This window comes from Geomonas sp. (assembly GCF_056994735.1).
This window is the reverse complement of sequence record NZ_JBXKJL010000285.1, coordinates 1-24,973: the sequence shown is the minus strand read 5'-3', so window position 1 is coordinate 24,973 and position 24,973 is coordinate 1. Positions and strand designations below refer to the sequence as shown.

The 24,973-nt window shown below is 60.7% G+C and carries 23 protein-coding genes and 1 other RNA gene; 8 read left to right on the top strand and 16 right to left on the bottom strand.

Translation table 11 applies throughout. The annotated features are described in order from the left end of the window. Window positions 1–40 precede the first annotated feature (40 nt). Window positions 41–1,405, bottom strand: a complete 1,365-nt coding sequence (locus AC11W3_RS12260; protein WP_484088426.1) for a DUF444 family protein — start codon at window positions 1,403–1,405, stop codon at window positions 41–43. 19 nt (window positions 1,406–1,424) lie between these two features. Next, window positions 1,425–3,482 carry a serine protein kinase PrkA gene (locus AC11W3_RS12255; protein ID WP_484088425.1) on the bottom strand — a complete coding sequence of 686 codons (2,058 nt, stop codon included), beginning with the start codon at window positions 3,480–3,482 and terminating at the stop codon, window positions 1,425–1,427. Window positions 3,483–3,916: 434 nt separating this feature from the next. On the opposite strand from AC11W3_RS12255, the gene AC11W3_RS12250 reads away from it, so the two are divergent. Further along, window positions 3,917–4,558 carry a hypothetical protein gene (locus AC11W3_RS12250; protein WP_484093097.1) on the top strand — a complete coding sequence of 214 codons (642 nt, stop codon included), beginning with the start codon at window positions 3,917–3,919 and terminating at the stop codon, window positions 4,556–4,558. Window positions 4,559–4,589: 31 nt separating this feature from the next. Here AC11W3_RS12250 and AC11W3_RS12245 read toward each other — a convergent pair whose 3' ends face one another. The 6 genes from AC11W3_RS12245 to AC11W3_RS12220 all read right to left on the bottom strand — a co-directional run bounded on the left by AC11W3_RS12245 (window position 4,590) and on the right by AC11W3_RS12220 (window position 11,101). Then, window positions 4,590–6,026, bottom strand: a complete 1,437-nt coding sequence (locus tag AC11W3_RS12245) for an HD-GYP domain-containing protein (protein WP_484093096.1) — start codon at window positions 6,024–6,026, stop codon at window positions 4,590–4,592. Then, the gene (locus AC11W3_RS12240; protein ID WP_484091504.1) at window positions 6,027–7,730 is read right to left on the bottom strand and encodes a HEAT repeat domain-containing protein; all 1,704 of its coding nucleotides are present in this window, start codon (window positions 7,728–7,730) and stop codon (window positions 6,027–6,029) included. A gap of 283 nt (window positions 7,731–8,013) precedes the next feature. Next, window positions 8,014–9,657 (bottom strand): chaperonin GroEL, encoded by a 1,644-nt coding sequence (gene groL / locus AC11W3_RS12235; protein WP_484091503.1) that lies wholly within the window; start codon window positions 9,655–9,657, stop codon window positions 8,014–8,016. A 66-nt stretch (window positions 9,658–9,723) separates the two neighbouring features. Then, window positions 9,724–10,014 carry a co-chaperone GroES gene (gene groES / locus AC11W3_RS12230; protein WP_484091502.1) on the bottom strand — a complete coding sequence of 97 codons (291 nt, stop codon included), beginning with the start codon at window positions 10,012–10,014 and terminating at the stop codon, window positions 9,724–9,726. Between the two features lie 401 nt (window positions 10,015–10,415). Then, window positions 10,416–10,688 carry a DUF507 family protein gene (locus tag AC11W3_RS12225; protein WP_484091501.1) on the bottom strand — a complete coding sequence of 91 codons (273 nt, stop codon included), beginning with the start codon at window positions 10,686–10,688 and terminating at the stop codon, window positions 10,416–10,418. 131 nt (window positions 10,689–10,819) lie between these two features. Further along, the gene (locus AC11W3_RS12220; RefSeq protein WP_484091500.1) at window positions 10,820–11,101 is read right to left on the bottom strand and encodes a DUF507 family protein; all 282 of its coding nucleotides are present in this window, start codon (window positions 11,099–11,101) and stop codon (window positions 10,820–10,822) included. Window positions 11,102–11,434: 333 nt separating this feature from the next. Here AC11W3_RS12220 and ssrS point away from each other — a divergent pair. The 4 genes from ssrS to AC11W3_RS12200 all read left to right on the top strand — a co-directional run bounded on the left by ssrS (window position 11,435) and on the right by AC11W3_RS12200 (window position 13,925). Further along, window positions 11,435–11,616: non-coding RNA, 6S RNA (gene ssrS / locus AC11W3_RS12215), on the top strand. Between the two features lie 139 nt (window positions 11,617–11,755). Further along, the gene (locus AC11W3_RS12210; RefSeq protein ID WP_484091499.1) at window positions 11,756–12,109 is read left to right on the top strand and encodes a hypothetical protein; all 354 of its coding nucleotides are present in this window, start codon (window positions 11,756–11,758) and stop codon (window positions 12,107–12,109) included. Between the two features lie 47 nt (window positions 12,110–12,156). Beyond that, on the top strand, window positions 12,157–12,732 hold the full coding sequence (locus tag AC11W3_RS12205; protein WP_484093095.1) for a flavodoxin family protein: 576 nt from the start codon (window positions 12,157–12,159) through the stop codon (window positions 12,730–12,732). A 191-nt stretch (window positions 12,733–12,923) separates the two neighbouring features. Next, window positions 12,924–13,925, top strand: a complete 1,002-nt coding sequence (locus AC11W3_RS12200) for a ribonuclease Z (protein ID WP_484091497.1) — start codon at window positions 12,924–12,926, stop codon at window positions 13,923–13,925. A gap of 76 nt (window positions 13,926–14,001) precedes the next feature. Here the strand turns inward: AC11W3_RS12200 and AC11W3_RS12195 are convergent, their stop codons facing one another. From AC11W3_RS12195 to AC11W3_RS12185, 3 genes are all read right to left on the bottom strand, one after another. Next, window positions 14,002–15,378: a DegQ family serine endoprotease gene (locus AC11W3_RS12195; protein WP_484091496.1), complete on the bottom strand. Its 1,377-nt coding sequence runs from the start codon at window positions 15,376–15,378 to the stop codon at window positions 14,002–14,004. Between the two features lie 234 nt (window positions 15,379–15,612). After that, a complete protein-coding gene (locus AC11W3_RS12190; protein WP_484091495.1) occupies window positions 15,613–16,287 on the bottom strand; it encodes a response regulator transcription factor in 675 nt (224 codons plus the stop codon). Window positions 16,288–16,330: 43 nt separating this feature from the next. After that, window positions 16,331–17,143, bottom strand: coding sequence for a pyruvate, water dikinase regulatory protein (locus AC11W3_RS12185; RefSeq protein ID WP_484091494.1), 813 nt, complete (start codon window positions 17,141–17,143; stop codon window positions 16,331–16,333). A 272-nt stretch (window positions 17,144–17,415) separates the two neighbouring features. Between AC11W3_RS12185 and prmA the strand changes: the two genes are divergently transcribed. Together prmA and AC11W3_RS12175 are read left to right on the top strand one after the other, a co-directional pair. Further along, complete coding sequence (gene prmA / locus AC11W3_RS12180; protein ID WP_484091493.1) at window positions 17,416–18,333, top strand: 50S ribosomal protein L11 methyltransferase; 918 nt, start codon at window positions 17,416–17,418, stop codon at window positions 18,331–18,333. Between the two features lie 3 nt (window positions 18,334–18,336). Continuing rightward, window positions 18,337–19,077: a 16S rRNA (uracil(1498)-N(3))-methyltransferase gene (locus tag AC11W3_RS12175; RefSeq protein WP_484091492.1), complete on the top strand. Its 741-nt coding sequence runs from the start codon at window positions 18,337–18,339 to the stop codon at window positions 19,075–19,077. Between the two features lie 6 nt (window positions 19,078–19,083). Here AC11W3_RS12175 and AC11W3_RS12170 read toward each other — a convergent pair whose 3' ends face one another. After that, a complete protein-coding gene (locus tag AC11W3_RS12170; RefSeq protein WP_484091491.1) occupies window positions 19,084–19,419 on the bottom strand; it encodes a hypothetical protein in 336 nt (111 codons plus the stop codon). Between the two features lie 167 nt (window positions 19,420–19,586). Here AC11W3_RS12170 and AC11W3_RS12165 point away from each other — a divergent pair, with 167 nt between their 5' ends. Continuing rightward, window positions 19,587–19,787, top strand: a complete 201-nt coding sequence (locus AC11W3_RS12165) for a hypothetical protein (RefSeq protein WP_484091490.1) — start codon at window positions 19,587–19,589, stop codon at window positions 19,785–19,787. A 334-nt stretch (window positions 19,788–20,121) separates the two neighbouring features. Here AC11W3_RS12165 and AC11W3_RS12160 read toward each other — a convergent pair whose 3' ends face one another. From AC11W3_RS12160 to mqnE, 4 genes are all read right to left on the bottom strand, one after another. Beyond that, window positions 20,122–21,264 (bottom strand): ribonuclease D, encoded by a 1,143-nt coding sequence (locus tag AC11W3_RS12160; RefSeq protein ID WP_484091489.1) that lies wholly within the window; start codon window positions 21,262–21,264, stop codon window positions 20,122–20,124. 199 nt (window positions 21,265–21,463) lie between these two features. Then, window positions 21,464–22,513: a histidinol-phosphate transaminase gene (gene hisC / locus AC11W3_RS12155; protein ID WP_484091488.1), complete on the bottom strand. Its 1,050-nt coding sequence runs from the start codon at window positions 22,511–22,513 to the stop codon at window positions 21,464–21,466. A 194-nt stretch (window positions 22,514–22,707) separates the two neighbouring features. Next, window positions 22,708–23,772, bottom strand: a complete 1,065-nt coding sequence (gene mqnC, locus AC11W3_RS12150; RefSeq protein ID WP_484091487.1) for a cyclic dehypoxanthinyl futalosine synthase — start codon at window positions 23,770–23,772, stop codon at window positions 22,708–22,710. 172 nt (window positions 23,773–23,944) lie between these two features. Continuing rightward, window positions 23,945–24,973: aminofutalosine synthase MqnE (gene mqnE / locus AC11W3_RS12145; protein WP_484091486.1), on the bottom strand; the 1,029-nt coding region annotated here is incomplete at its 5' end.

Below are 24,973 nucleotides of genomic sequence, written 5' to 3'. Positions count from 1 at the left end.
TTGAGGAGATTCCGGACGGTTCGCGCCCGGAAGGGGGCTCCTACGAGATCAGCTTCTTGATCCCCTCGATGACCCGGGCCTCCTCGGCATCCTCGGTCATCACATCCATGCGCAACAGGTTCGGCTTGTCGCGCAAGAGCCCCGAATTCTCGAGGTAGCGGGCCACCTCGGTCCACTGGGTCCCGGCGTGCTCGGCGATGGTCACTCCCATGCGGCTCGCGTAGCTCAGGATCCGGATCAGCTCCGGTATCGACTTGTCGCCGCCGGTGTCCCAGTCGTCGCCGTCCGTGCCGTGGAAGACGTAGATGTTGTAGTCCGCGGCCAGGTTCTCCTTCTCCACGATCTCGTTCACCAGCTTGTAGGCGCTGGCGACCTCGGTTCCGCCGGCCACGCGGGAGTTGTAGTAGGTGTGGAAGTCCGGGACCTCCTTGGCTTCGGTGTCGTGCAGGATGAAGCGTGATTCCACCTGCCCGGCGTACTGGTAGAGAAGCCAGCTGTAGATCATCACGTGCTGGGTCGCCACCAGCTCGGTCACCTTCCCTGCCATGGAGCCCGAGTAGTCGCGCAGGAAGAAGACCATGGCCTGCGGCTCGTAATCCTTCTCCTCGGAGAAGATGCGGTAGACCTTGTCCTTGGGGGAGATCAGGAAGCGGGTGGGATCGAGGTCCGACACGTCCGGGACGTTCCCCAGGGCGATGTTGGTCTCCAGGATCTTCCTCAGGGTCGCCTTCTTGTCCAGCACCTGCCCGGAGCCGCGGTTTCGGTCGGTGAGGTCGTAGATGTAGCGGGTGAAGGAGCGCTTCTTTCCCTTCTCCTTCAGGTTGGGGAGCTGGAACTGCTCGGTCAGCACCTTCCCCAGCTCGTAGGCCGAGGCGCCGACTTCGTGGGCTTCCCCCTCACCCTGTCCCGGGCCCTGCCCCGGCTCCTCGCCGGTCTCCCTGACCTTCTGCTCGCCTATTACCTCGCCTTCCTCTCCCTTGCCGCTGCCGCCGGTCGCGCCACCCTCTCCCGGGGGGCGTACGGTGGGGTCATGGACGAACTTCTCCTCCTCGGTGGAGGGAACCACCACGACCTTCCCCTTGCCGCCGACCTTGCCGGGCTTGATCAGCCTTCCCACCCTGATCTTGCGGGGGAAGCCGTCCTTCTCGCGCTGCCGGTCCCGCTCCAGGAGCTCGTCGAGCGCCTTCATCTGCATGGTGAAGGGGTTGGGGATCCTTTCCTGTTGCTGCAGGAGGGTCATGTCGTGCCAGGAGTAGATGCTGCGGGCGAACCCGGGGAAGGGGCCGCGGCTGTCACTCGAGGACACCTCCCGGGTGACCGCCAGCTCCTTCCTGAAGCGTTCTTCCCGCTCCGGGTCGAGCCCTTCTCGCTTAAGTTTTTCCAGGTATTTTTGGGGGTCTCTCATGGCGTCCGCCGTACCCTTCCTAGCTCTCGTCTTCCTGGGTGCAGAAGTATTCTATGGTCTTTTGCGAGCAGGTACGGCAGTACCCGAGCTTCCCGAGCATGGTCACGATCATCCTGTCGTAGAGCTTCTGGTTTTCCTCGTTGGTCCTGTTGGCCAGAGCGCCGATCAGGCTCCCGGCCCCGGCGATATCCGATTTCAGCCGCACATCGGTGACCGCCTTCACCAGCTCGAGGTTGTCCATGAAGTCGTAATTCGGGTCCACCGAGATCTTCTGGCCGTAGATCTTCCTGATCGAGGTCCGGAACGACGCGCGCTGCTCCTCGGTCTTCAGGCCGATCCGCTCCTCGACGCTCTTCACGTAGCGTTCGTCGATCTTCAGGGCCTTCAGTTCCCCGCTCTGGGGGTCCTTGTACTTCCACATCCGGTCCGGCCCCAGGTTCTCGGCGTCTATGCCGATGATCATGTTCACGTAGTTCTGGACGTCCTTCCTGATGGCGAAGGGCTCGTCCATGTAGGCGTTGAACATCTCGGTCATGATCCGCTCGCGGTAGAGCTTCTTGGCCGTCTTCAGGTCCTCGAGGTACTTGGCCCGCTCGTTGGTCTCGACCACGTAGTCGAGCACCACCCGCTCCAGGGCCTTGAATACGTCGTAGGCGACCATGCAGCGTCCCTCGTTGGTCTCCGAGCTCTCCTTGAGGATCTGGATGCTGCGGCCGAGGCTCCTGTGACCCAAGCCCCGCTGCCCGAAGCGCTTGGTGATGTCGGGCTCCTGTCCCAGGGTGTCGATCACCTCGGCCAGCGCCTTGATGCTTTTTTCGCCCGCCACCTCGCCCGCCGCGAGCTTCATGGTCTCGATCGGGGTCAGCTTCTCGCTCCTGGGGAGCCTGGTCAGCACCACGCCCACCGAGGCCGCGTAGTTCAGGTTCGGGTCCTGGTGCAGCGTCTCCTTGGTCAGGGTCGTCTTCGCCTCGCTGCCGATGGCGTAAGCCGTCAGCCCTTCCTGCATCCGGTAGTTGGTGTTGTGCGACACGTAGCAGATCCTGCAGCGGTCGACGATCGGCGCCTCCTCCTTCTCCGACAGGAAGCGGTTGAACTCGGAGTTGTTGCTGGTGGCGATGATCATGGAGTCGATGGGCCACCGGTAACCGTCGATCTCGATGGCGCGGTTCTGGATGACCCCCAGGTAGACCTGCACCAGGTCCTTCTTGTTCTTGAAGATCTCGTCGCTGAAGTGGATGCCGCCTCCACCAACCCTGGCCAGCGCGCCGCGCCGCAGGTCGAAGCGGTACGGGTTGTTGGTGTCGGAGAGATGGAGCAGTCTCTGTATCGACTCCTCGCCCAGGAGGTCCACGGCGGATGAGGTGATCTTGTCCTTGGCCGGGTACTTGCCGGTCAGGGTGCCGAGGCTCTCGCTCATCGGTACCGGGACGACGGCTACGCTATCGAGCATCCTCTCCATGTCGTGATCGCAATACTCCCTGATATCGTTCCAGATATAGCCGCTGCAGGCTCCCATCGGCCGGTAGTTCCGGTAGAGGTTCTCGACCTCGTCCTCGCTGAAGCCTTGCTCTGCTATGAACCGGCGGTTGTCCTCCTGGTTGTCGAAGAGGTTCATGGCCAGGATCATCGGGTCCTCGTAGGTCTGCGAGTCGATCTCGCGGATCTTGCCGTAGGTGCCTATCTGGTCCAGGTTCAGGAAGCGGAAGCTGTACTTGCGGTTGCGGTCCCGGGTCAGGAAGTTCCGGTACTTGCCGCAGAGAAACTCCACGAAGAAGGTCTTCCCGTTGCCAGGCTCGCCGACCAGGACAAAGGCCATCTCCTTGCTGGAGCCGCCCTCTGCCGCATCCTTGACGAACGAGACGAAGCTGTTGATCTCGTCATACATGCCGATGGTATGCTTGCGGCCGGTCCGGAAAATGTTGAAGTCGTAGGTCGTCTTGCCGTTCACCGTGACCTTTTCGAAGCCGGGTTCCAGGATCATCCTGATTATTCCCTGGAAGGCGTTTTCGAAGACGCGTTCTCCCGCTTTGACGGCGGCCAGGTGCTGACGGAGCGTGTTGTTCCTCTGGGCAGTCATTTCTCCCTCCCCGTATCGGTTTTCCTTGGGTGCGGTTTTTCTCATTGATGAGGTGGCTCACTTTGGAGTGTCCACTGAAAAGTATACGCTTTTACGCAGTTTTTATGTAAATCTTGGACGCCGGGCCCGGCCCCGATGCCGGAGCCTTCGGACGGGAGAAAGCTCAAACATTTCAATGGGGTTAATGTATTGTACCGAGCCCCTTAATTTGTGCAAGGCGCGGTGGGGAAAAGAAAAGAGATGCCTCCTTCCCTTCCCCTTTCCTTTCATTTCCTGCCTCATTTGGTAAGCTTGGCCTTGTCGCCGGCGGGGCCGGCCTTAGTGGAACGGTATTGATTGCAGGAGGTTGGGGCCCAGGCGACCTGCGGACAGTTGACGCGGTACCGAGCTTGCGATCGATGGGGCGGGGGAGAAAGTAACAAAGGGAGGGGCTCATGAGAAGAATACTGATAGCGATCATGCTGCTGGCGATGCTGGCGGCGGTGACGGGATGCGGGGACGGAGGGGGGCACGGCGGCCCTCCGCCCGTCATCGTGAAGGACATCCTCAGTGACGAGACGGTCGACGGTGACATACGGAAGGATTTAAACGGCTTCCTGACGGTAAGTCAGGTGCGGCGTGATTCCCTTACCAGCGTCCTTGCGGGAATCGATCCGATCACCCTGAACGAGTTCCGCGCCTTCCTCGACTTCCCGCTGACCGTGATTCCCCTCAATGCCGCCATAGAGTCGGCGACCCTCGACATAGTGGTCGACAACCTGACCCCGCTCTCGGCCAGCGTCCCCCTGAGGATCGAGCTGGTCTCGTTCGACCCGCCCCTGGTGCCGACCGATTTCAACCGTTCCGACCTGATTCCCCTCGCGGCCACCACCATCGACCCTCCTGTCACCTCTTTGGACCTGAATCGTCACGTGGTGGTCGACGTGACACGGCTGATGGTCACGGCCCAGTCCCTGGCGCTTCCCAGCTTCCAGGTGCGGATCATGACCGATCTTGGGGTGGTCACCACGGGGCTGGTGGAGATAAACGACAGCGTCAGCGACACCGCGCCCTTGCTGACGGTCGCCTATTTCTAGGGCTTCGTGGACTGACGGTAACGGATGGGATTCAGAAGAGATAGCGGCTTGGGTCCAGCTTGAAGGGGTGGGGATCGAGAGCGGCGACTACCTTGCCCGGCGGCTGGGAGAGGGCGAGATCGACCGCTTCGCCTGCCACCTCCCGGCCGTCGCGGTCGCAGATGAGCCTCACCCTGGGGTGCTCCATCAGGGCGGGGTCCCGCTGGTTTTCAACCACCACTGCCAGTTCCCCGCCCTCCAGCAGCACCAGCGACCCTATTCCGTACATGCCGACGCAGTTAACCAGCAGCTTGAGCAGGGGGTGGTCGTACTCCTTGCCGCCGCGCGTCAGCATGTACCTGATCGCCTTGTCCGGCGGATACGCCCTTCTGCTGCCGACCCGGGACGAGGTAAGGCTGTCGTAGCTGTCGGCGATGCTGATGATCCTGCTGAAGAGGGTGAGGCCCCGGTACCCGAGGCGCGGGTAGCCCGAGTAGTCGGCCAGCAGGTGGTGCTGGAAGACGCAGGTGACGATCCGGGCGGTCATGGTGTCGAGGGCCTTCAACCTCATCAGCTTCCGCACTCCCCAAAGCGGGTGCGCCTCCAGCTTCCGCTGCTCCTCGGGGGTCAGCTCCTCCCCCTTGTCCAGGATCCCGCGCGGGAGATCGGCCTTGCCGATGTCATGAAAAAGGGCGGCCATCCCCAGTTCGCAGAGATGGAATTTCGACATCCCCAGCCTCTTCCCCATGGACAGCGAGATCACACAGACATTGGCGGCGTGGTTTTCGGTATAGGCCTCCCGGCAGCGGGTGGCTGCCAGCGCGAGCAGGGTCGACTCCTGCGTTGCCAGGAGATCTATCAGGTGCTGCACCACCCGCTTGCACTCCCTGAACCTCAGCGGCTGTCCCGCCCTGGCGCTGGCCATGACCTCTTCCATGGCGATCACCGCCTTCCGGTAGAAAAGCCTGGCCCTTTCCCTGTCGTCCTGCAGCCTCTTCCGGCCGATCTGGACCTCGGCCTCCTCCGGCAGGGTCTCCACCTCTATGTGACTGACCATCCTCTGCTGCATTCGCTCGAGCATCCTGGAGTAGGGGTCGCGGGAGGATTCTTCATCCGCCTCCCTCAGCGCATAGATGAACCTGCGCAGTTCTTCGGCCGTGACCTCCGGTGAGAAGGTGATCCTCCCCAGCAGGCGACGCTTCATCTCTTCAATGATGAAAATGACCGCTTCGGAACCGGCTGCGTCCGGCTTGAGGCGGTATTCCCCGACGAAAAGATGGTTCCCCTTCACCCTGAGGGACGCCTCCTCCCTCTTCCGGTGGATCTCGCGCACGACCTCGAGTACCCTCCCGACGGGGACGTCGATGGCCTGGTGCCTCTCGCTGTAATGGAAAGAGGTCTTGATCAGGACGAAGAGTTGCGCCACCAGGCTCTTCCCCAGCCGGACCATCTCCGCGTCGGGCTGGTATGCGTTCCTTTCCGCCGCCATCTAGGGCTCTCCTTCGGCTGCGGGTTCTCTTCCCTGGCCGGCGGTGAGGGAGGCGATGGCCTGGTCGATGATCTCGCGGGCCTCAGGGTTGCGCTGGATTCGGGCCTCTTCGAGAAGCTCGAGGGCTGCCTTGTTCCCCATCCTGACCAGACCGGCTACGGCACAGATCACCGTCTCCCTCTGTGCCGACTTCTGGAACCAGCGCTTCCTGAGGAGCATCTCACGGAAAAGGGGGAGCACCTGCTCCGAACCGAACTCCCCCAGGGCCTCGTACACCGCCTTTTTCTCGCTTAGCCCCCTGCCCTTGAATTCGTCGGCAGCCGTCAGCGCCAGTATCGGTTTCAGGGAGAAGGGGAGCCGCTCACGGGCCAGGATCTGCAGCGCCTTCATGCGCAGCGCACCCGATTCATCCCGCAGGTACCTGACGATATAGGGCTTCGCCTTGGGGTCCGGGGATCGTTCCAGGAAACCGAGCACCTCGCGCCGGATCCTCTGCTCCCGGTGAGAGATGAGCCCGACGATCATCTCCAGCGACTTCTCGGTCCCCAAGAGGGAGAGGACCAGCACCAGGTTTCGGACCAGGTACCAGCGGGGGTCGTTCAGGAAAGGGGCGAAAACCTCGGGCCGATCCTTGCCCAACTCGACCAGCACCTCCACGATCACCTTCCGCATCTTGAGCTTTTCCACCCGCCCCAGGAGTTCGCAGATGGCCTCCAGGGAGGGAAGCCCCAGGGTGAGCAGGAGCTCGCGGACCTCGTCGTAGCTGACCGATTCCCCTGAATCGATGGCTTCGTGCAGCACCTGCACGGTTCTTTCGCAGAGGAGCCCGTTGATGGCTTCGTTGACCGACCGCCGCTGCTCGGGGGGGAGGGTGTCCCGGTTTCGCAGCTGATCCAGGAAGCGGACCAGCATCAGCGCGTGTCCGACTTCCCCGCCGAAGAACATGGTGGTGACCAGTTCGGCCTCCAGCTCGAGGAACTCCCGGAAGGTCTCAGGGTCCCGCACTTCCCCGAGGATCGCGAAGAGGATGTTGAAGACGTCCTCCAGGGGGTTGCGGTAGACTTCGGCCTGCCGGACCTTCCTCAGCCACCCCGCGTCGTCGCGGGTAAGGGCCAGAAGCTCCTTCGGGAGGGGGCGCAGGGGCAAGGGCTCCCGGACGGAGGCCAGTACCCGGGAGATGGCCTCCTGCTGCGGTCCCCGGTCCCCGTGCTCCTCCAGCGCCACCTCGACCAGGTCTTCCTCAAGCACGTAGCCGATGTGAGGGAGATCCCTCTCCCAGAGCTGGGTCACTATGTCATCGTCCTGGTGAGTCGGCTGCTCGAAGGCCACTATTCCCAGGAAAACGTTCAGTTCCCGCTGCTCGATCCCTTCGGAGAAGGTGAGCATCCTGATGCCGTCGGAATGGATGCGGAAGGCCATGCTTTCCTTGGCATCCCGGTTGGCGTACACCTCTCCCCCCTTGTACCTCAGCACGAACGGCTCCACGTCGAGCCTGAATTCGCCGAACCTCGCCATGTGCGCCGCCATCTTGACGCTCAGCTCCTCGGAGAACCTGATGAGCACAGGGTTGTTCGGGAGGTAGATCCTCAGCCCCTTGGCGGTCCTGACCATGGCGAGGATGACGTCGTTCGCCGATGCCAGCTCCTCCGCGGTCGGGACCCCTGGCTCCTGATATGTCTCTCCTCCGCTGGGACCTTGGCTCATGCAACTCCTCTTGGATAATGAACCGCCCTCGGCAGCCTCGGGGGCTGCGGGCTGCCCGGGGACGGGTAGGTCTAATTAAGGATACGCTGGTGGTCATACCGTGTAAAGTCGACCCCTTGCTCCTCATGCGACAGAAGCCCTGCCTTCCTCTCTTCGGCAAAGAGGCAGTCATTCTGCAGCGATTTCTCATGTGGAAGCCCTGCGCGGCGCACAAAAAAAGGAGCCGACCCTGAGGCCGACTCCCTTTTCCTGCTGTTTCTGTTTATCTAAGCTGGGCTGCGGATTACATCATGCCGCCCATGCCACCCATGCCGCCCATGCCGCCCGGCATTGCTGGCATTGCGCCTTCTTCCCTCGGCTTGTCGGCGATCATGGCCTCGGTGGTCATCATGAGACCGGCGACGGAGGCTGCGTTCTGCAGGGCGTACCTGGAGACCTTGGTCGGATCGATGATGCCGGCCTGCAGCATGTCTACGTAGGTGTCCTCGGCGGCGTTGTAGCCGAAGGCCCCTTCGCCGTTTCTCACCTTGTCGACCACGATGGACCCGTCGACGCCGGCGTTCTGGGCGATCTGGCGGATCGGCTCCTCGATGGCGCGCTTGATCACGTTTACGCCGAACTGCTGCTCGGGGGAGAGCTCGAGCTTGTCGAGTGCCTTCATGGCGCGGAGGTAAGCGACGCCGCCTCCAGGGACGATCCCCTCGTCGACAGCAGCGCGGGTTGCGTGAAGGGCATCCTCGACGCGAGCCTTCTTCTCCTTCATCTCGACCTCGGTGGCAGCACCGACCTTGATGACGGCGACGCCGCCGACCAGCTTGGCCAGACGCTCCTGGAGCTTCTCACGGTCGTAGTCGCTGGAGGTCTCTTCGATCTGGGCGCGGATCATCTTGACGCGGCCCTGGATGTCGGCGTCGGAGCCGTTGCCGTCGATGATGGTGGTGTTGTCCTTGTCGATGGTGATCTTCTTGGCGCTGCCCAGCATGTCGTAGGTGGTGTTCTCGAGTTTGAAGCCGACCTCCTCGGAGATCACCTTGCCGCCGGTGAGGATGGCGATGTCTTCCAGCATGGCCTTCCTGCGGTCGCCGAAGCCCGGGGCCTTGACGGCGGAGACGTTCAGCACGCCGCGCAGCTTGTTGACCACCAGGGTGGCCAAGGCCTCGCCCTCGATGTCCTCGGCGATGATCAGCAGCGGGCGGCCGCTCTTGGCGGTCTGCTCGAGGATCGGGAGGAGGTCCTTCATGTTGGAGATCTTCTTGTCATGGATCAGGATGCTGACGTTCTCCATGTTGGCTTCCATCCGCTCCGGATCGGTGACGAAGTAGGGGGAGAGGTAGCCGCGGTCGAACTGCATCCCCTCGACGGTCTCGAGGCTGGTCTCCATCGCCTTTGCTTCCTCGACGGTGATGACCCCTTCCTTGCCGACCTTCTCCATGGCCTGGGCGATGATGTCGCCGATGGTCTTGTCGTTGTTGGCGGAGATGGTCCCGACCTGGGCGATTTCCTTGTGGTCCTTGATCGGCTTGGAGATGGCCTTCAGTTCGCCAACCAGGGTCTCGACCGCCTGGTCGAGTCCGCGCTTGATCTCCATCGGGTTGTGGCCGGCCGCGACCAGCTTGGAGCCCTGACGGTAGATGGCCTGTGCGAGGACGGTAGCGGTGGTGGTGCCGTCGCCTGCCACGTCGGAGGTCTTGGAGGCGACTTCCTTCACCAGCTGAGCGCCCATGTTCTCAAACTTGTCTTCGAGCTCGATTTCCTTGGCGACGGTGACGCCGTCCTTGGTGATGAGCGGTGCGCCGTAGGATTTCTCGATAACGACGTTGCGGCCTTTGGGACCGAGGGTCACTTTAACTGCGTCTGCCAGGGTGTTGACGCCTTTGAGGATGCAGTTGCGCGCCTCCTGGTCGAACTTGATGATCTTTGCAGCCATGTAAATATCCTCCTTGGATGGTTGAGTAATGAACCCGACGCCCTTGCGCCGGTAAAGCCTTCAGGATTACTTCTCGATGACGCCGAGGATGTCGTCCTCGCGCATGATGAGGAAGTCCTCGCCGTCGAGCTTCACATCGCTACCTGCGTACTTGCCGAACAGCACCTTGTCGCCAACCTTGAGATCGATCGGATAGACTTTGCCGTCCTCGCCCCTCTTTCCGTTGCCGACGGCGACCACTTCGCCCTGCTGCGGCTTCTCCTTGGCGGTTTCCGGAATGTAAAGGCCACCGGCGGTCATGGTCTGCTCTTCAACCCTCTTCACGATGATGCGGTCCTGCAGCGGTCTAAGATTCATGCCTGTCCTCTCCTTTCTTTTGAGATACGAGATCTCTCGTAATTGAAAAAAATTAGCACTCCGAGCTGATGAGTGCTAAACGCCAGCTAAATATAAACAGCGCGTTGGCAAAAATCAAGGGGCGATCAAAAAATAAATTGTCAGGGGATGGAAAATGGCGAGGAGGTGGGAAAGCTCCCCCCTCCGATCGAGGCGGCGGCGAGGGGGGATGCATGGTATCGGCGTCTAATCGGGGGTGACAAGCCGACAGGCCGCGATGGGGGCGTGGCGTGGGGAGCCGGAAATCAGGGCCGCGGGAGGTTACCACTTCCGCTTCCGCCGTCATCCCCGAGTGCTTCTATCGGGGATTCACTCCGGGGTCCCGCTTGAACCCACGGGAATGACGGAGGCAATTGGAATGGTTACCACTTCCGCTTGGCCAGTTCCTCGGCGTAAAACTTCTGGTACAGGATCTCCCAATCCCGGCTTCCGGGGACCTTGGCCTGGCTGTAGGAGGCGAGCTTGTCGCGGACGGCCTGGTCGATCTGGCCCATGACGGCGAAGAACGATTCAATGGATCCCTTGATCGCGTCGAGGGCGCGCCTCTCGTCGGGGAAATCCGCCAGGTCGTCGTTGAAGAGCTTGTCGAAGATCTTGTGGGCTATATGCGAGATACGGTCTTCTGAAATGTGCATGGCATCCTCATGTTCGGGTTTCAGGTCCGCGCGCACTGCGGATGTAATAAGTACACGTGCTTTGGGCCGGCTCGGCACGAACGGCTCTCATCCTGAGGTTGACGAAAGGGCTGGCACGCCTTGCCTGGAAGTTAGAGGACGATCTTTCTTTCCTTGGCCAGCCTCTCCTTGATCATCCTCAGCATCTTGTGTCTGTCGATGCCGGCTCCACCCATGCTACGCAAGGTCTGCTCAAGGAGGGCCTCCGCGTCCCGCTCCAAGGTCTCCTCCTGCTTCAGGTCGCCGGCAATCGCGGCCTTTATCCCGTTGAGGACGGCACCTCGGGGCTGTTTCTGCGCAATCAGTTCAGCCCGCTCGAGATCGCCCAGCACCCTTTCCGCCAGACGCGCTATCTGTTCATCCCTTAGACGCATATTCCCTCCGGACTCCGCTGTGGTGGCGGCATTGTACGTTAATCGTTCAAAAATGCAACAGGGTTTGTTTCCGTAGGAGCGCCCTTCAGGGCGCGAACAGGAAGGGCCGGCGAGAATCTGACGGCGCACGGTACGGTCAGGGGAGCAGCGGCGGTTCGCGCCCGGAGGGGCGCTCCCACATCGTGGTGTCTTGCTTGGCGGGCTCTCGATGTGCCGCTGGTGTGGGCTCTTTAATTGATGGCAGTTGTGTCAAAAGTCCCGTCTTTTAAAGGAAAAATGGTCTTGATTTCTCTTTGGCTCGAAGATACAATGCAGCAACAAGTTAACGGAAAACTCTCTCTGGCTTGTCCGTCTGGCGACTAACGCCCCTGCGGAATAATTCATTGAACGGGTGACTGTTTGTGATCGTGGTGTGCTGCCCCATTGTGCGGGAATTGCCTGAAGCGATCTACAGGAGCCCACCTAATAGGGAACTCGCTGTGAGGCCCCGAAGCCGACGGCAAGGCGGAGAGAGTGCAGTGGAAGGGGGACCGGGACAACCGGTCCCCTTTTTTTGTCTTGCGGTGGCTGATTAAAAACTATATATCAAGCGTCTGGGGTGGTCCTGTGACTATTCCTCTGCCAACTGTTACAGTGGAGACGAGGGCTCAGTCGATGCACAAGGCGTTGAAGAAACTCCCCGTATGGTTGATCGTGGTGATCGGGCTGATTGCCGTGGTGTCGGTCGGTGTGGTTGATTTCCTGACCGGCGACTACTCGGTGCTGATCTTTTACGGCATCCCGGTCGCGCTGGTCGGGTGGTACGCCGGTCGCGGCGGCGCCGTCGTGGTCAGCCTGGCCTCCGGCATTGCCCGGGGTATCTCCGACTACATGAGCTACGCAAGCTACGGCACTGCCATGCGGTACTGGAACTCGCTGCAGGACATGCTATTCCTGGTCATGCTCGGCCTGTTGATCGCCCTGGTTAAGAAACTCATGATCGAGGATCAGAATAATCCGGAAGACTAGCCCTGCGGTGCGCTGCAGAAGTTATAATGACGTGTGCGAGGTGAGAGATGAAGGTTGTGGCATTCAATGGTAGCGGACGCAAGGGCGGGAACACCGCGCTGCTGGTAGAAAGGGTCTTCTCGGAGCTGAAGCGGGAGGGGATCGAGACCGAGCTGGTTGAACTGGCCGGGCAGCAGGTGAGGGGATGTACAGCCTGCTACGGTTGCTTCAAGAACAAGGACCGGCACTGCGTCATCAACGACGATTTCATCAATGACGCCATCGACAAGATGGACGCCGCCGATGGCGTGATCATCGCTTCACCGACCTATTTCGCTGACGTCACCACGGAGACCAAGGCGCTTATCGATCGCTCCGGGATGGTGTCACGGGCCAACGACTTCATGTTCAGGCGCAAGGTCGGCGCCGCGGTGGTTGTCGCCAGGCGCGCGGGGGCCATCCATGCTTTCGAGAGCATCAACAACTTCTTCCTCATCGGCCAGATGATCATCCCCGGCTCCAGTTACTGGAACATCGGGATCGGTCGCGAGATCGGCGACGTCGAGGGGGATGCCGAGGGCATGGAGACCATGGAGACCCTCGGGAAGAACATGGCCTGGCTGATGAAGAGGCTCAAGGACTGACAGCGGCTGTAAGAGCGCCCTTCCCGGCGCGAACCCTCCGCTGGCGGTTCGCTGACCGCGGCTGGATTTGTAGTAGGAGCGCCCTTCCGGGCGCGAAAGCCCGCCGGTTCTTCGCGCCCGGAAGGGCGCTCCTACGCCGTGGCAATAGCCGAAGGCCCCTGCGCTCCAATCACAGACGTGGAGGAGGTCGGATGACGCCGCATTTTCTCCCCACACTGATAAACCGCCCCTTCAAGGACCCGGGGGTCTATCTCGACTTTCTCTTCGCCCGCCGCGCCATCCTTTTCGACCTCGGCGACCTCACCCCTCTCGGTGCCCGCAAGCTCCTCCGGGTCAGCGACATATTCATCTCCCACACCCATATCGATCACTTCATCGGTTTCGACCAGATGCTCCGGATCATGCTCGGTCGCGACAAGAAGGTGAACCTCTTCGGCCCTCCGGGCATCCTCCGGCAGGTCGAGCACCGCCTCGCATCGTACAGCTGGAACCTCGTCCAGAGCTATCCCACCGTCTTCACCCTCACGGTGACGGAGATCGATCCCGACGGGACCGGCACCAGGGCCCGCTTCAGCTCCGGGAGGGTCTTTGCCAGGGAGGGGGAGGAGACCCTGGCCTTCGGCGGAGACCTGATCAAGGAGGAGGAAAATTTCAGGGTCCGGGTTGCCTTCCTGGATCATAGCGGCATCCCCTGCCTCGCCTATGCCTTCGAGGAGAAGCAGCATGTCAACTTCATGAAGAACAGGCTAGAGGAGTTGCGGGCGCCGGTCGGCCCCTGGCTCTCGGAGGTGAAGCAAGCCGTGCTGCGAGGGGCGCCTGACGATACGGTGTTCCGGATCGGCGACGGCGCCGGAGAGCGGAGTATCACCCTTGGTGAACTGAAGGAGCGGGTCCTTGCGCTCGTCCCGGGGGAGAAGATAGCCTACGTCACCGATGCCGCCTTCACTCCCCGAAACCGCGAAAGGATCGTCGAGCTGGCGCGGGGGGCGGACTACTTCTTCATAGAGGCCGTCTTCCTGCATGCCGACTGTGAGCGGGCGCGCGACAGGGCGCACCTTACGGCCCGCCAGGCGGGGGAACTCGCCCGCGACGCGGGGGCGGTCCGGGCCATCCCCTTCCACTTCTCCCCCCGGCACCTCGATGCCGAGGAGGCGCTGCGCCTGGAGGTGGAAGACGCCTTCCGGGGAAGGTAGCGGCAACGAAGAAGGGGGCGGATGATCCGCCCCCCTCCTTTACCGCCATGTATATATACAAGCCCGAACCGTGGAGCTAGTCGAGCCTGAGGGCGACGAACATCGAGCTGTTGCCGCGCCTGAGGAGAACCTTCAGGTATCCACCCTTCTTCACCGACCCGATGGCCTTGCCGTAGTCGCTCACGCTGGTGATGCGCACGCCGTTGATCTCGCGGATCAGGTCGCCTTCCATGACCCCGGAGCGGTCTGCGAGGCTGTCGGGCTGCACCTCCGTCACCACCACCCCGCGGTCCCCCTGGATCCGCAGCTGCTTCGCCCGCTCCGGGGTCAGCTCCGCCACCTTGACGCCGAGCCGGTCGCTCGTCACAGCCACGTCCTCTTCCTCGCCCTCCCTCATCTGCTCGACCGTCACCGGGACGTGCTGCTCCTTGCCGTCGCGCAGCACCACCACGTTGACCTTCTTCCCTACCGGCGTTGCGGCTACCAGGCGCGGCAGCTCGCTCATCTCATGAATGCTGTGCCCGTCGAAGTCGAGGATGATGTCGCCCCCCCTGATGCCGCTCTTCTCGGCGGGGCTCTCTTTCATCACCTCGGCCACCAGCGCGCCGCGCTCGGTCTCGAGCCCGAAGGACTGCGCCAGTTCGGGTGTCACCATCTGCACGGAGACGCCGAGCCAGCCGCGGGTCACCTTGCCGCTCTCCTTCAACTGGGTGATGATCGACTTGGCCATGTTGACCGGGATGGCGAAACCAATCCCCTGCCCTCCGGCAAGGATGGCGGTGTTGATGCCGATCACTTCGCCCTTGGTGTTGAAGAGTGGCCCTCCGGAGTTGCCGGGGTTGATGGAGGCGTCGGTCTGGATGTAGTCGTCGTAGGGGCCGCTGCCGATGACACGCCCCTGGGCGCTGATGATGCCGGCGGTGACGGTCTGGGCCAGGCCGAAGGGGTTGCCGATCGCCATAACCCACTCGCCGACCTCCATCTTGTCGCTATCGCCGAGGGGCGCCACGGGTAGGTTTCCCTTGGCCTGGATCTTGATCAGGGCCAGGTCGAACTTCTCGTCCCGCCCCTTGACCTCGCCCTTGAACTCCCTGCCGTCCGAGAGCTTGACCTTGATCTCGTCGGCGCCGTTCACCACGTGGTTGTTGGTGATGATATAGCCGTCATCGCTGATGATGAAGCCGGAACCGAGATTCTTCTGCTTGTGGGAATGCTGGCGTGGTGATTCGAAGAACTTCTCGAAATACTCCTGGAAGGGATCCATGCCGAACTGGTGCTGGCGTTTCTGCACCGCTATGGTCTTGGAGGTGCTGATGTTGACCACGGTCGGCTTCAGCTTCTTCGCCAGCTTGACGAAGTCCGGGGAGACCGCGGCAGCCGAGGCCCCGGTCGAGAAAAGAGAGGAGAGAAGGACAATGAAAGCAAACAACCTTGTGGCAATTGCTACCTGCATGGCGACCTCCTGGAATTTGGTAGCCTAAAATTAATGATCTCCTCTTCTTTTGTCAAGGGGCCTTTGGGAGTCGCGAAGGAGAGCGGAAGCGGGGCGGGGGAGCAAAAAAAACGGACGACTCCCGGACTTTATGAGCCGGAAATCGTCCGTAGGACAGGCGAGTTAAGGTTGAGAGCTGCGCCGAGCGCAGTTGCCGGCGCCGGCCCGGGCCAAAGAGCCCGGCGCGGGTTGCGGCTACTCTTCTTCTTTGAGGATGTAGCCGACGCCGCGGACCGTGTGGATCAGCTTCTTGTCTGCTTCGCGGTCGATCTTCTTCCTGAGGTAGTTGACGTAGACGTCGATGATGTTGGTGAAGCTGTCGAAGGTGTAGTCCCAGACATGCTCCGCGATCATGGTCCTGGTCAGCACCTGGTGCGGGTTGCGCATGAAGTACTCGAGGAGGCCGTACTCCTTGGCGGTGAGATCGATCTCCTTGTCCTTGCGCCACACCTTGTGGGTAACCGGGTCGAGGCGCAGGTCGGCGAAGCGGATTTCGGCGCCGCGGTCGAGTTCGCTTCTGCGCATCAGGGCACGAACCCTGGCCAGAAGCTCGGCGAAGGCGAAGGGCTTGGTGAGGTAGTCGTCGGAGCCGGAGTCGAGACCGGCGACGATATCCTCGACCGAGTCTTTGGCAGTCAGCATCAGGATCGGAGTGACGTTCTTCCTTTCCCTCAGCTCTTTCAGCACCGACAGGCCGTCCTTCTTCGGGAGCATCCAGTCCAGGACGATCAGGTCGAACTGCTTGTCCAGTGCGAGTTTCAGTCCCTCCTCACCGTCAGCCGCAGTATGGACCTCGTACTGCTCCTCCTCAAGGCCGCGCTTGATGAAGCTGGCTACCTTCTTCTCGTCCTCAACCACCAAAATTCTCATGTTAATACCCTCTCTGTTGTCCTGTTGTTATTATGGCTTTCGTCTAATCGTGCCTTATTTCACCATGGAGCCTGCTCAGGATTTCGGCTGCAGACTCCTCCACGGATTTGTTCGTCACATCTATCACCAGCCAGGCCGGGTGGGCCCGGTAAAACCTGCGGCAGTGCGCCAGTTCATCCTCCACCTGCTGGTAGTCCGCATAGCTCCCCCGCGGGCTTTGCCGCAGGTTCCTCAGACGGGCGCTCCTTATGTCCACCAGCCTCTGGGTCTCGATGATCAATCCCACCACCCGTTCCGGCACCACCAACTCCAGCTCCGGCGGCGGTTCGATCCCCGGGATGATCGGGACGTTGGCGACTTTGTAGCCCTTGTGGGCCAGGTACATGGAGAGCGGAGTCTTGGAGGAGCGGGAGACCCCGACCAGCACGATGTCCGCCTTGTGCAGGTTGCGCGGTTCCTGCCCGTCGTCCTGCTTCACGGTGAAATCGACCGCCTCCATGCGGCGGTAGTACTCGGAATTCATCTCGTACTGCAGGCCGGGAAGCTTCTGCGGCCGCATCGCCAGGAACTCTCCGAGCTTGTATAGCAGAGGGGTGATCAGGTCCACCGCCTCCAGCTGCCGGTTCTCCGCCTCGTCCTTGACGAACTGCGCCAGTTCGCTGTTGACCAGGGTGTAAAAGAGAATGCCGTGTTCGTGGGTCATCTCATCCATGGCATGGATGATGTCGTCCTGGTTGCGGATCTGTCCGAATTTATGAATACGAACGTCCACATCCCTGAACTGGGTCAGCGCCGCGCGGGCGACTCTCTCAACTGTTTCGCCGGTTGCATCAGAAAGCAGATAAACATGATTCATTGAAACTATCACCTTGATTTTGAAGCAATTTCATTGTTTGCAACGGGCGCGGAAAGCATCTCATTAGATATATACCATGTTTTTTTCTTTTAGGCAAAACTAAAATTTAATGGGAAAAAGTTCGGTAGGAAAAGCTAATTTCTAAATAAAATTTTTTAATTATAAGTACCCGCTGTTTTTGGGGTTGTCAAGGTTTTCGTTGCTATATCCTTTAATTTTCTGGTAGTTTATACGGGCCAGAAGCCAAATGAAAAGGAGACGCGAAGAGTATTATGCAAACAGACTGGGCTGAAATCGCCTGCGAAGTACCAGCCGAGATGGTCGACACCATGGCCGATTTTCTTGTGGAGCTGACCGGCAACGGCGTCGGCATCGAAAACCTGCACCTGGACACCTTTTCCCTCGACACCATCGAGGATACCCCCAATAAAGTGGTGAAGGGCTACCTGCCGCTCGACGGATCACTGGAGGAGATGCGGATCAGGGTGGAGCACTTCCTGGCCGACAACGGGCCCTCCTTCGCCGGCTTCGTTTACCAGCCGCCGGTGGTGAGCGTGATTAGGAACGAGGACTGGGCCAACAACTGGAAGGTCCACTTCAAGCCGGTGCGGATCGGCGAGAGGCTGGTGATAAAGCCCACCTGGGAGGAGTACCAGAAGCTTCCCGGAGACCTGATGATCGAGATCGACCCCGGCATGGCCTTCGGGACCGGTGCGCACCCGACAACCCGGATGTGCCTGGAGTCGCTGGAGCGGATCTGCTTCAATGAGAACGGCGGCAAGCTTCCCGAACGGGTGCTCGATGTCGGCACCGGGTCAGGGGTACTCTCGATCGCGGCGGCTCTCATGGGGGCGACCGAGATCACCGCCATCGACATCGATCCCGAAGCGGTCCGGGTCACCGAGGAAAACCTCGAGATAAACCGGATCACGGTGGTCGAGGCCTCGACTACCCCGCTCCACGAGCTGAAAGATCAATACGGAGTGGTGGTTGCCAATATCCTCGCCGAGGAACTGGTGCGGCTTTCGGCCCAGCTGACGGCCATGATAGCGCCAGGGGGGTGGCTGATCCTTTCCGGTATCCTTACCGAAAAGGAGGAGTTCGTCCTTGCCGGTTTCCCCGGGCTCACTCTCATGGAGAATCCCCGTGACGCCGAGTGGAGCTGCCTCACCTTGCGGAAGGCGCTGTAGCCGATGCGGAACTTTTTCCTGGGGCCCAATGCCGTTTGCGGCGACAGCGTCACCATCGCCGGGGAACTCTACCGGCACATGGCCCGGGTACTCCGTCTGAAGGAGGGGTGCGAGGTAAGCCTCACCGATGACGCCGGCCGGCGGTATTGCGGCGTCATCGAGGAGGTGGGCGCCAAGGAGCTCACGGTAAGGATTACCACCGAGGAGAAGGCTCCAGCGCGGCATGAGGGGGTGCGGATCACCCTGTACCAGGGACTGCCGAAAGGGGAGAAGCTCGAGCTGATCCTGCAGAAATGTACGGAACTGGGGATCTCGGAAGTGGTGACCTTCGAGGGCGATCGGTCGATCGTGAAGTTGAGCGGTGAGCGGAGCGCGTCGCGCCTTGGGCGTTACGAGAAGATCGTGCAGGAGGCGGCGCGGCAGTCCGGGCGGCTTTCGCCGCCGAAGGTGGCGATCGGTGGGAAGCTGGAGGCGGTCCTGCAGGAAGCGGGGCACGCGGTGAAGCTCTTGCTGTGGGAAGGCGAGCAGACAAACCGGCTGCGGGAGGTTTTCCAGGCTCACGGTTCACCGGAAAGTGTGGCCATCGTGGTCGGGCCCGAGGGAGGACTCTCTCCCGAGGAGGTCGAGAAGGCCAAAGCCCGCGGCTTCACCCCCATCACTCTCGGCCAGCGGATTCTTCGCACCGAAACCGCCGGGATGGCCATGGTCACCATCCTGCAATTCCACTGGGGAGACATGGGATAGCCGTCGCTATCTCGCAAGCCAGAGTATCAGGGAGGAGAGCGCGACCAGCAGAGAGATTCCGGTGGCAATCATCAACATCTTCTGCCTGGCGGCGAGGACTTCCAGCGCGGTCTTCAGCTCCTCTAGCTGTGCGGAGCTCTGGAGCAGGGTGTCCGCCATTTTCAGGTGCTCTTCGCGGTTGAGCTTCAGCTCGTTGTAGAGGTCGTTCTGCTGCGGGGCGTTCAAATGACCCTTGACCCTTTCCACGAGCTCGACCACTACCGGCGCATTCTGGACGATTCTTCCCCAAGGGATCTTGGTGGCCGCCGTCTTCACCAGGTTCCAGACGACTCGACTAGGCATAAGCCCTCCTGTTACAAGTTTTAGCAGTTATACCTCACCGTGACAAGAGTCACAAGACCGGCATTAGTCATATTTTATATAATGACACCTAGTGTCAACGCATTTGACTAGCACTGTTAGGCTGTGATAATCTTTGATCGGCCTTACTTGTTGATAAGGAGAGTGTCATGGCAAAATTGCAAAGACTTGAGGCTGAAGTTGCCGCCTTACCGGATACAGAACTCCGGCGCTTCCGCTCGTGGTTTGATGCCTTTGACGCGGAGCGGTGGGACAAGGAGCTCTCTGCAGATTACGCAGAAGGAAAGCTCGATTCTTTCGCGGCTGAAGCTCTTGCAGAATACGACGCAGGGAAATGCAAACCCCTTTAGTCCATCATGCATCTTCACGGTTCTGGCATTGCTACTCGGCCCTCCCGCCTGTAATACAACAGCTAGCTGACGCCAACTTCGAACTGCTGAAACGAGATCCTCGTCACCCTTCCCTTCATCTTAAGAAAGTGGGGTCGTTATGGTCGGTTAGGGTAGGGCTACGTCATCGGGCTCTTGGAGTGTCGGCTTGTGACGGGATCATCTGGTTCTGGATCGGTAACCATAGTGACTATGACCGACTTGTCGCTGAGTAGGCCGATAGTGTTCTAAAAGAAGAGGCGAGTTCCTGTTTAGGGACCCGCCTCTTTTGTGTGCGCTCTTATATTTAATCGGTTCAGGCGATGAGTTCCGCCAGTTCTTCCCCGAAGGCTTCGCGCTGCCAGCGCTTGAGGAGGGAGAGCTGCTGGGGGTTGGAACCGGGCTCGGCCAGGGCTTCCAGGAGGGTGTTGTTGGCGACCAGGCCGACGCCCAGGCCCAACTGCGCGGACTTCGTCTCTCTCCAGACCTTTAGTCTCTTCACCCTCTCGTCCTGAAGCCGGTCCAGCACGGGGCGGCGCCCACCCTGGACCTGGGGGAGCTTGTCCTGCGGAACCGCCAGTCCCGCTGCGATCGCCTGCAGCACTCCGCGCCCCAGCCTCTCGATCAGCTTCGACGACATGGTATGGATGCCGACCAGCTCAAAGTTCGAGCGCGGCTGTTTTTCGGCGAGTTCCCGCAGCAGGTCGTTGCTGAGAATCCTGAAGGGAGGCACGTCGGCCTGGCGGGCCTTCTCGTCCCGGAAGCGCAAAAGCTCCTCCAGTACCGCCAGTTCCCGCGGCTTCATCTTGGGTGCGCCCTTGAAGCGCAGGCACATCAGCTCCCCCTCGCGTGAGGAGGACCTGACACCCGCGACCAGCTCGGACTCCTCCTCCACCCAGGCGAGGCGCCCCTTGGTCTTGAGCTCGGCCTCCAGCTGGCGGTGGAGCTCGATCAGCAGCGAGGTGTCCTTCATCGCGTATTCCATCATCTCCTGCGAAATGGGACGCTTGCTCCAATCGGCCTTCTGGTAACGCTTGTCCAGCTCGACCCCGAACCGCTTCCGCAACAGTGCCGCCAGGCCGAATTCGGCCTCGCCGAGGAACTGGCTGGCGATCATGGTATCGAACAGGTTCACCACCTCGATACCGAAGTCGCGGTAAAGGGAGCGCATGTCGTAGTCTGCGCCGTGAAAGATCTTCTTTATGGCGGGGTTGGCGAAAATCGGGGCGAGCACCCTGACGTCTATGGCCGCCAAGGGATCGATGAGACGGGTTTCCGATTCGGTGGAAACCTGTATCAGACAGACCTTCTCTGTATAGTGATGCAGGGAATCAGCCTCGAGGTCGAAGGCCAGAACTGTCTCCTGCGAAAGGCGCTCTACAAGTTCGGTTAAGGTCTGCTGGTCAGTGATCAGGTGTGCTGAAGCGGGTTTGGTTAGCCCGTTAGTTTTGGTCTGCAAAAGTATCCATCCGTTTCCGCATCTTGCATGCTGTCTTTTGTTTGTCCAGTTTCTGTCAGCGCTCTCTGTCACAGTGACAGGTTCCGACCTCAAGACATTACAACTATTTCATCTATACTTCAAGGGGCAGCGTTCAATTTTGTGACAACCGCATGCCTTTGCCAGTGCGTCACCAACTCCACCGAAGGCGGATATCGGATTATTCAGCCCGGAGCTCGCGCAGAGCCTGCACGGTCTGCTCCATTTCCTCCTGGGTGCCGATGGAGATCCTGACGCCGTGACTGAGACACGGGTCGGTGAAGTGACGGACCAGGATCTTGCGGTCATAGAGCCCCTGGTAGACCTTCGCGCCGTCACGATCAGGCGGCGTGGCGAAGACATAGTTGCCGCTGGAGGGGATGACGTGATAGCCGAGTTTCTCCAGCTCCGCGCTGAACCAGCCGCGGGTTTCCTTGATCCTGATCACGCAGTCGCGGAAGTACTCCTGATCGCTCAGTGCGGCGGTGGCCGCTGCCTGGGCGAGCCGGTCAACGTTGTAGTGGTCCCGGATCTTGTTCAGCGCGGCGATGACCTCAGGTCTGGCGATGGCGAGCCCCAGCCTCATACCAGCGAGTGAGTAGCTCTTGGAGAAGGTGCGGGTCACCACCACGTTGTCGAGGGAGCGGACCAGGTCGAGGGAGTTCTCTTCGGCGAAGTCGGCGTAGGCCTCATCGACGACCAGGACACCGGATATCCTTTTAGCGAGCTCGGCAATGTAGCGCTGGGAATAGGTGAAGCCCAGTGGCGCGTTGGGGTTGGTCAGGAAGAAAAGGCGGCAAGGGTAGTCGTCGGGAATCCCGGCAGGTTCGAAGTCTTGGGTCAGCCCGAAGGTCCTGACGCGCGCGCCCTGAACCTCGGCCAGCGTCCCGTAATAGGAGTAGGAGGGGTGGACGTAGGCCACCTCCTCGCCCTCACCGGCAAAAGCGCGGATCAGGTTGTTCAGCACCTCGTCGGAGCCGTTGGCCATGATGATCCAGGAGGGATCGAATCCGTAGAGCTTCCCCGCTTCCTCGCGCGCCGTCCTGCTCGCCGCGTCCGGGTAACGGCGCAGCCCCTCGCCTGCCTCTTTCGCGATGGCTTCAATCACCAGCGGGGAGGGCGGGTAGGGGTTTTCATTGGTGTTGAGCTTGATGTACGAGGCAGCATCTTGAGGCTGGAAACCGGGTACGTATCCCGCCATCTCTGCGATGTTTCTCCGCAGGGTGATCATGACGACTCCTTTGCTTCTGTTTTAAGACCTACTGACTATAACCAAAAGTGGGTGCGAAAGTCAAAGCAATGTAAGGGTTTACGAAATTCAACCTTAAACAGCTCCCTGCGTACCCTTTACAAGGTCGGGTGAATGGTTCGTCCTGTGTGACCGTTCGTGCCGAGCCTGTCGAAGCACGCACTCCTGCTTACCCATCAGTAGCGCTCAAGCTCCTCATAGAGGGTGGTGCGACGGACCGGGGTGAAGCCGGCTCCCTTGATCAGGGTGATCATTTCGTCGCGCGACATGCGGAATCTGCAGCCGGCGGCAGCTACGACGTTTTCCTCCAGCATGGTCCCCCCGAGGTCGTTGGCTCCGAAGAAGAGGGCGACCTGGGCCATCTTGGCGCCCTGCGTCACCCAGCTCGCCTGGATGTTCGGGATGTTCCTCAGCACGATCCTGGAAAGGGCCAGCACCTTCAGGTATTCCACGCCCGAGGCGCTGCCGCCGCCGAGCTCGGTGTTCCCGGGCTGGTAGGTCCAGGGGATGAAAGCGGTGAAGCTGCCGCCTTCCGCCTGGAGAGTGCGGACCCTGATCAGGTGCTCGACGATATCTTCGAGCCGTTCGCGGCTGCCGAACATCATGGTGGCGGTGGTGGGCATCCCGAGCCGCGCCGCCCCGCGCATGACCTCGGCCCATCCCTGCCACCCGATCTTCTTGGGCGAGATCTCGTTTCTGACGCTGTCGACCAGGATCTCGGCCCCGCCGCCGGGGATGGAGTCGAGACCGGCACTCTTGAGCCTGGCAAGAGTATCGCTGATGGAGAGCCCGGACATCTTGGCGATGTGGGTCACCTCGGCAGGAGAGAGGGAGTGGTTCTGCAGAGTGGGGAAGCGGCTCTTGATCTCCCGGAAGAGGTCCTCGAAGAAATCGATCTTCAGCGAGGGGTGGAGACCTCCCTGCATCAGGAGCTGGGTCCCGTCCTGGGCCACCAGTTCCTCGATCTTGGTGATGACGGTGGCGGTATCAAGGAGATAGGCATCGGCGGCGTCAAGGTCACGGTAGAAAGCGCAGAACTTGCACTTCGACTCGCAGACATTGGTGTAGTTGACGTTGCGGTCCACCACGAAGCTCACGCAGCGGTCGGGGTGCATCCGCTGCCGGATGGAATCGGCAAGGCGGCCAACTGCCAGCAGGTCCCCTTCCGCCAGGCACCAAAGTGCCTCATCAGGGGTGATGTCTTCGCAGGTTGCGACCTTTTCTGTTAGTGTCTTCAGCATCTCTAAGTTTCCTGACTGCAAAGGCGGTTAACAGGGATGACAGGATGAACAGGATAAAGGGCAAAACCTGGACTTCCGTCAGAGCCCCGTATTTCTTAAGCCCTTGCCGTTGTTCTAGTTTTTATCCTGGAAATCCTGTCCATCCCTGTTAAACGCTTGTGGGCTTGTTCTTTCAGTAAACGCGCAGCTCCCGGTAGAGTGTGTCGCGCTCGACGGGGGTGCGGCCGGCTTTCCTGATCATGGTGATGATGGCGTCGCGACCCATGGCCTGCGGGGTATCGGCGCCGGCTTCATGGCCGATCCGCTCCTCGACCACGGTGCCGTCGAGGTCGTTCACCCCAAACGATAGAGACACCTGGGCAATCTTCTCCCCGAGCATGACCCAATACGCCTTGATGTTGGCGAAGTTGTCGAGATAGATGCGGGCGACCGCCAGGGTCCTCAGGTCGTCAACCCCGGTGGTCCCGGCGCCGGAGAGTTTCAGCTGGGAGTGCTCCGGCTGGAACGCCAGCGGGATGAAGACCTGGAACCCGCCGGTACGGTCCTGGGCTTCGCGCAGCTGCCGCATGTGATCCACACGGTCGGCCATGCTCTCCAGGTGACCGTAGAGCATGGTGGCGTTCGACTTCAGCCCGGCCCGGTGCACCTGCTCCATGATCGAGAGCCACTCCGCCCCCGAAATCTTCTCGGGACAGAGCTTGTTGCGCACATCAGGGGCGAAGATCTCGGCGCCCCCCCCGGGAAGCGACCCCAGCCCCGCCTCTTTCAGGCGCTCCAGCGTCTCGGGAATGGAGACCCCAGCAAGCTTGGCGAGGTAGGCTATTTCGACCGCAGTGAAAGCCTTGATATGGAGGTCGGACGACACCCCCTTTATCGTTGCCAGCAACTGGAGGTAGAACTCGAAGGGGAGGTCCGGGTGAAGGCCGCCGACCACATGGATCTCGGTAGCCCCCTGGCTGACCGCCTCCTCGGCGCGGGTGCGGATCTCGTCGAGATTCATCAGGTAGGCGCCGGGGTCACCCTCCTTCCGGTAGAAGGCGCAGAAGCGGCAGCGGTTCACGCAGATGTTGGTGTGGTTGATGTGGCGGTTGACGTTGAAGAAGACCTTGCGGCCGTTTCGCTTCTCGTTCACGGCCTGGGCCAGTTCTCCCAGGGCCAGCAGATCGTGATGTTCAAAGAGGAACAGTGCTTCTGCTTCATC

Bases quoted from the DNA above. Each gene is read 5' to 3' on its own strand.
- AC11W3_RS12260 (WP_484088426.1), bottom strand. From the start codon at position 1,405: ATGAGAGACCCCCAAAAATACCTGGAAAAACTTAAGCGAGAAGGGCTC.
- AC11W3_RS12255 (WP_484088425.1), bottom strand. From the start codon at position 3,482: ATGACTGCCCAGAGGAACAACACGCTCCGTCAGCACCTGGCCGCCGTC.
- AC11W3_RS12250 (WP_484093097.1), top strand. From the start codon at position 3,917: ATGAGAAGAATACTGATAGCGATCATGCTGCTGGCGATGCTGGCGGCG.
- AC11W3_RS12245 (WP_484093096.1), bottom strand. From the start codon at position 6,026: ATGGCGGCGGAAAGGAACGCATACCAGCCCGACGCGGAGATGGTCCGG.
- AC11W3_RS12240 (WP_484091504.1), bottom strand. From the start codon at position 7,730: ATGAGCCAAGGTCCCAGCGGAGGAGAGACATATCAGGAGCCAGGGGTC.
- groL (WP_484091503.1), bottom strand. From the start codon at position 9,657: ATGGCTGCAAAGATCATCAAGTTCGACCAGGAGGCGCGCAACTGCATC.
- groES (WP_484091502.1), bottom strand. From the start codon at position 10,014: ATGAATCTTAGACCGCTGCAGGACCGCATCATCGTGAAGAGGGTTGAA.
- AC11W3_RS12225 (WP_484091501.1), bottom strand. From the start codon at position 10,688: ATGCACATTTCAGAAGACCGTATCTCGCATATAGCCCACAAGATCTTC.
- AC11W3_RS12220 (WP_484091500.1), bottom strand. From the start codon at position 11,101: ATGCGTCTAAGGGATGAACAGATAGCGCGTCTGGCGGAAAGGGTGCTG.
- AC11W3_RS12210 (WP_484091499.1), top strand. From the start codon at position 11,756: ATGCACAAGGCGTTGAAGAAACTCCCCGTATGGTTGATCGTGGTGATC.
- AC11W3_RS12205 (WP_484093095.1), top strand. From the start codon at position 12,157: ATGAAGGTTGTGGCATTCAATGGTAGCGGACGCAAGGGCGGGAACACC.
- AC11W3_RS12200 (WP_484091497.1), top strand. From the start codon at position 12,924: ATGACGCCGCATTTTCTCCCCACACTGATAAACCGCCCCTTCAAGGAC.
- AC11W3_RS12195 (WP_484091496.1), bottom strand. From the start codon at position 15,378: ATGCAGGTAGCAATTGCCACAAGGTTGTTTGCTTTCATTGTCCTTCTC.
- AC11W3_RS12190 (WP_484091495.1), bottom strand. From the start codon at position 16,287: ATGAGAATTTTGGTGGTTGAGGACGAGAAGAAGGTAGCCAGCTTCATC.
- AC11W3_RS12185 (WP_484091494.1), bottom strand. From the start codon at position 17,143: ATGAATCATGTTTATCTGCTTTCTGATGCAACCGGCGAAACAGTTGAG.
- prmA (WP_484091493.1), top strand. From the start codon at position 17,416: ATGCAAACAGACTGGGCTGAAATCGCCTGCGAAGTACCAGCCGAGATG.
- AC11W3_RS12175 (WP_484091492.1), top strand. From the start codon at position 18,337: ATGCGGAACTTTTTCCTGGGGCCCAATGCCGTTTGCGGCGACAGCGTC.
- AC11W3_RS12170 (WP_484091491.1), bottom strand. From the start codon at position 19,419: ATGCCTAGTCGAGTCGTCTGGAACCTGGTGAAGACGGCGGCCACCAAG.
- AC11W3_RS12165 (WP_484091490.1), top strand. From the start codon at position 19,587: ATGGCAAAATTGCAAAGACTTGAGGCTGAAGTTGCCGCCTTACCGGAT.
- hisC (WP_484091488.1), bottom strand. From the start codon at position 22,513: ATGATCACCCTGCGGAGAAACATCGCAGAGATGGCGGGATACGTACCC.
- mqnC (WP_484091487.1), bottom strand. From the start codon at position 23,772: ATGCTGAAGACACTAACAGAAAAGGTCGCAACCTGCGAAGACATCACC.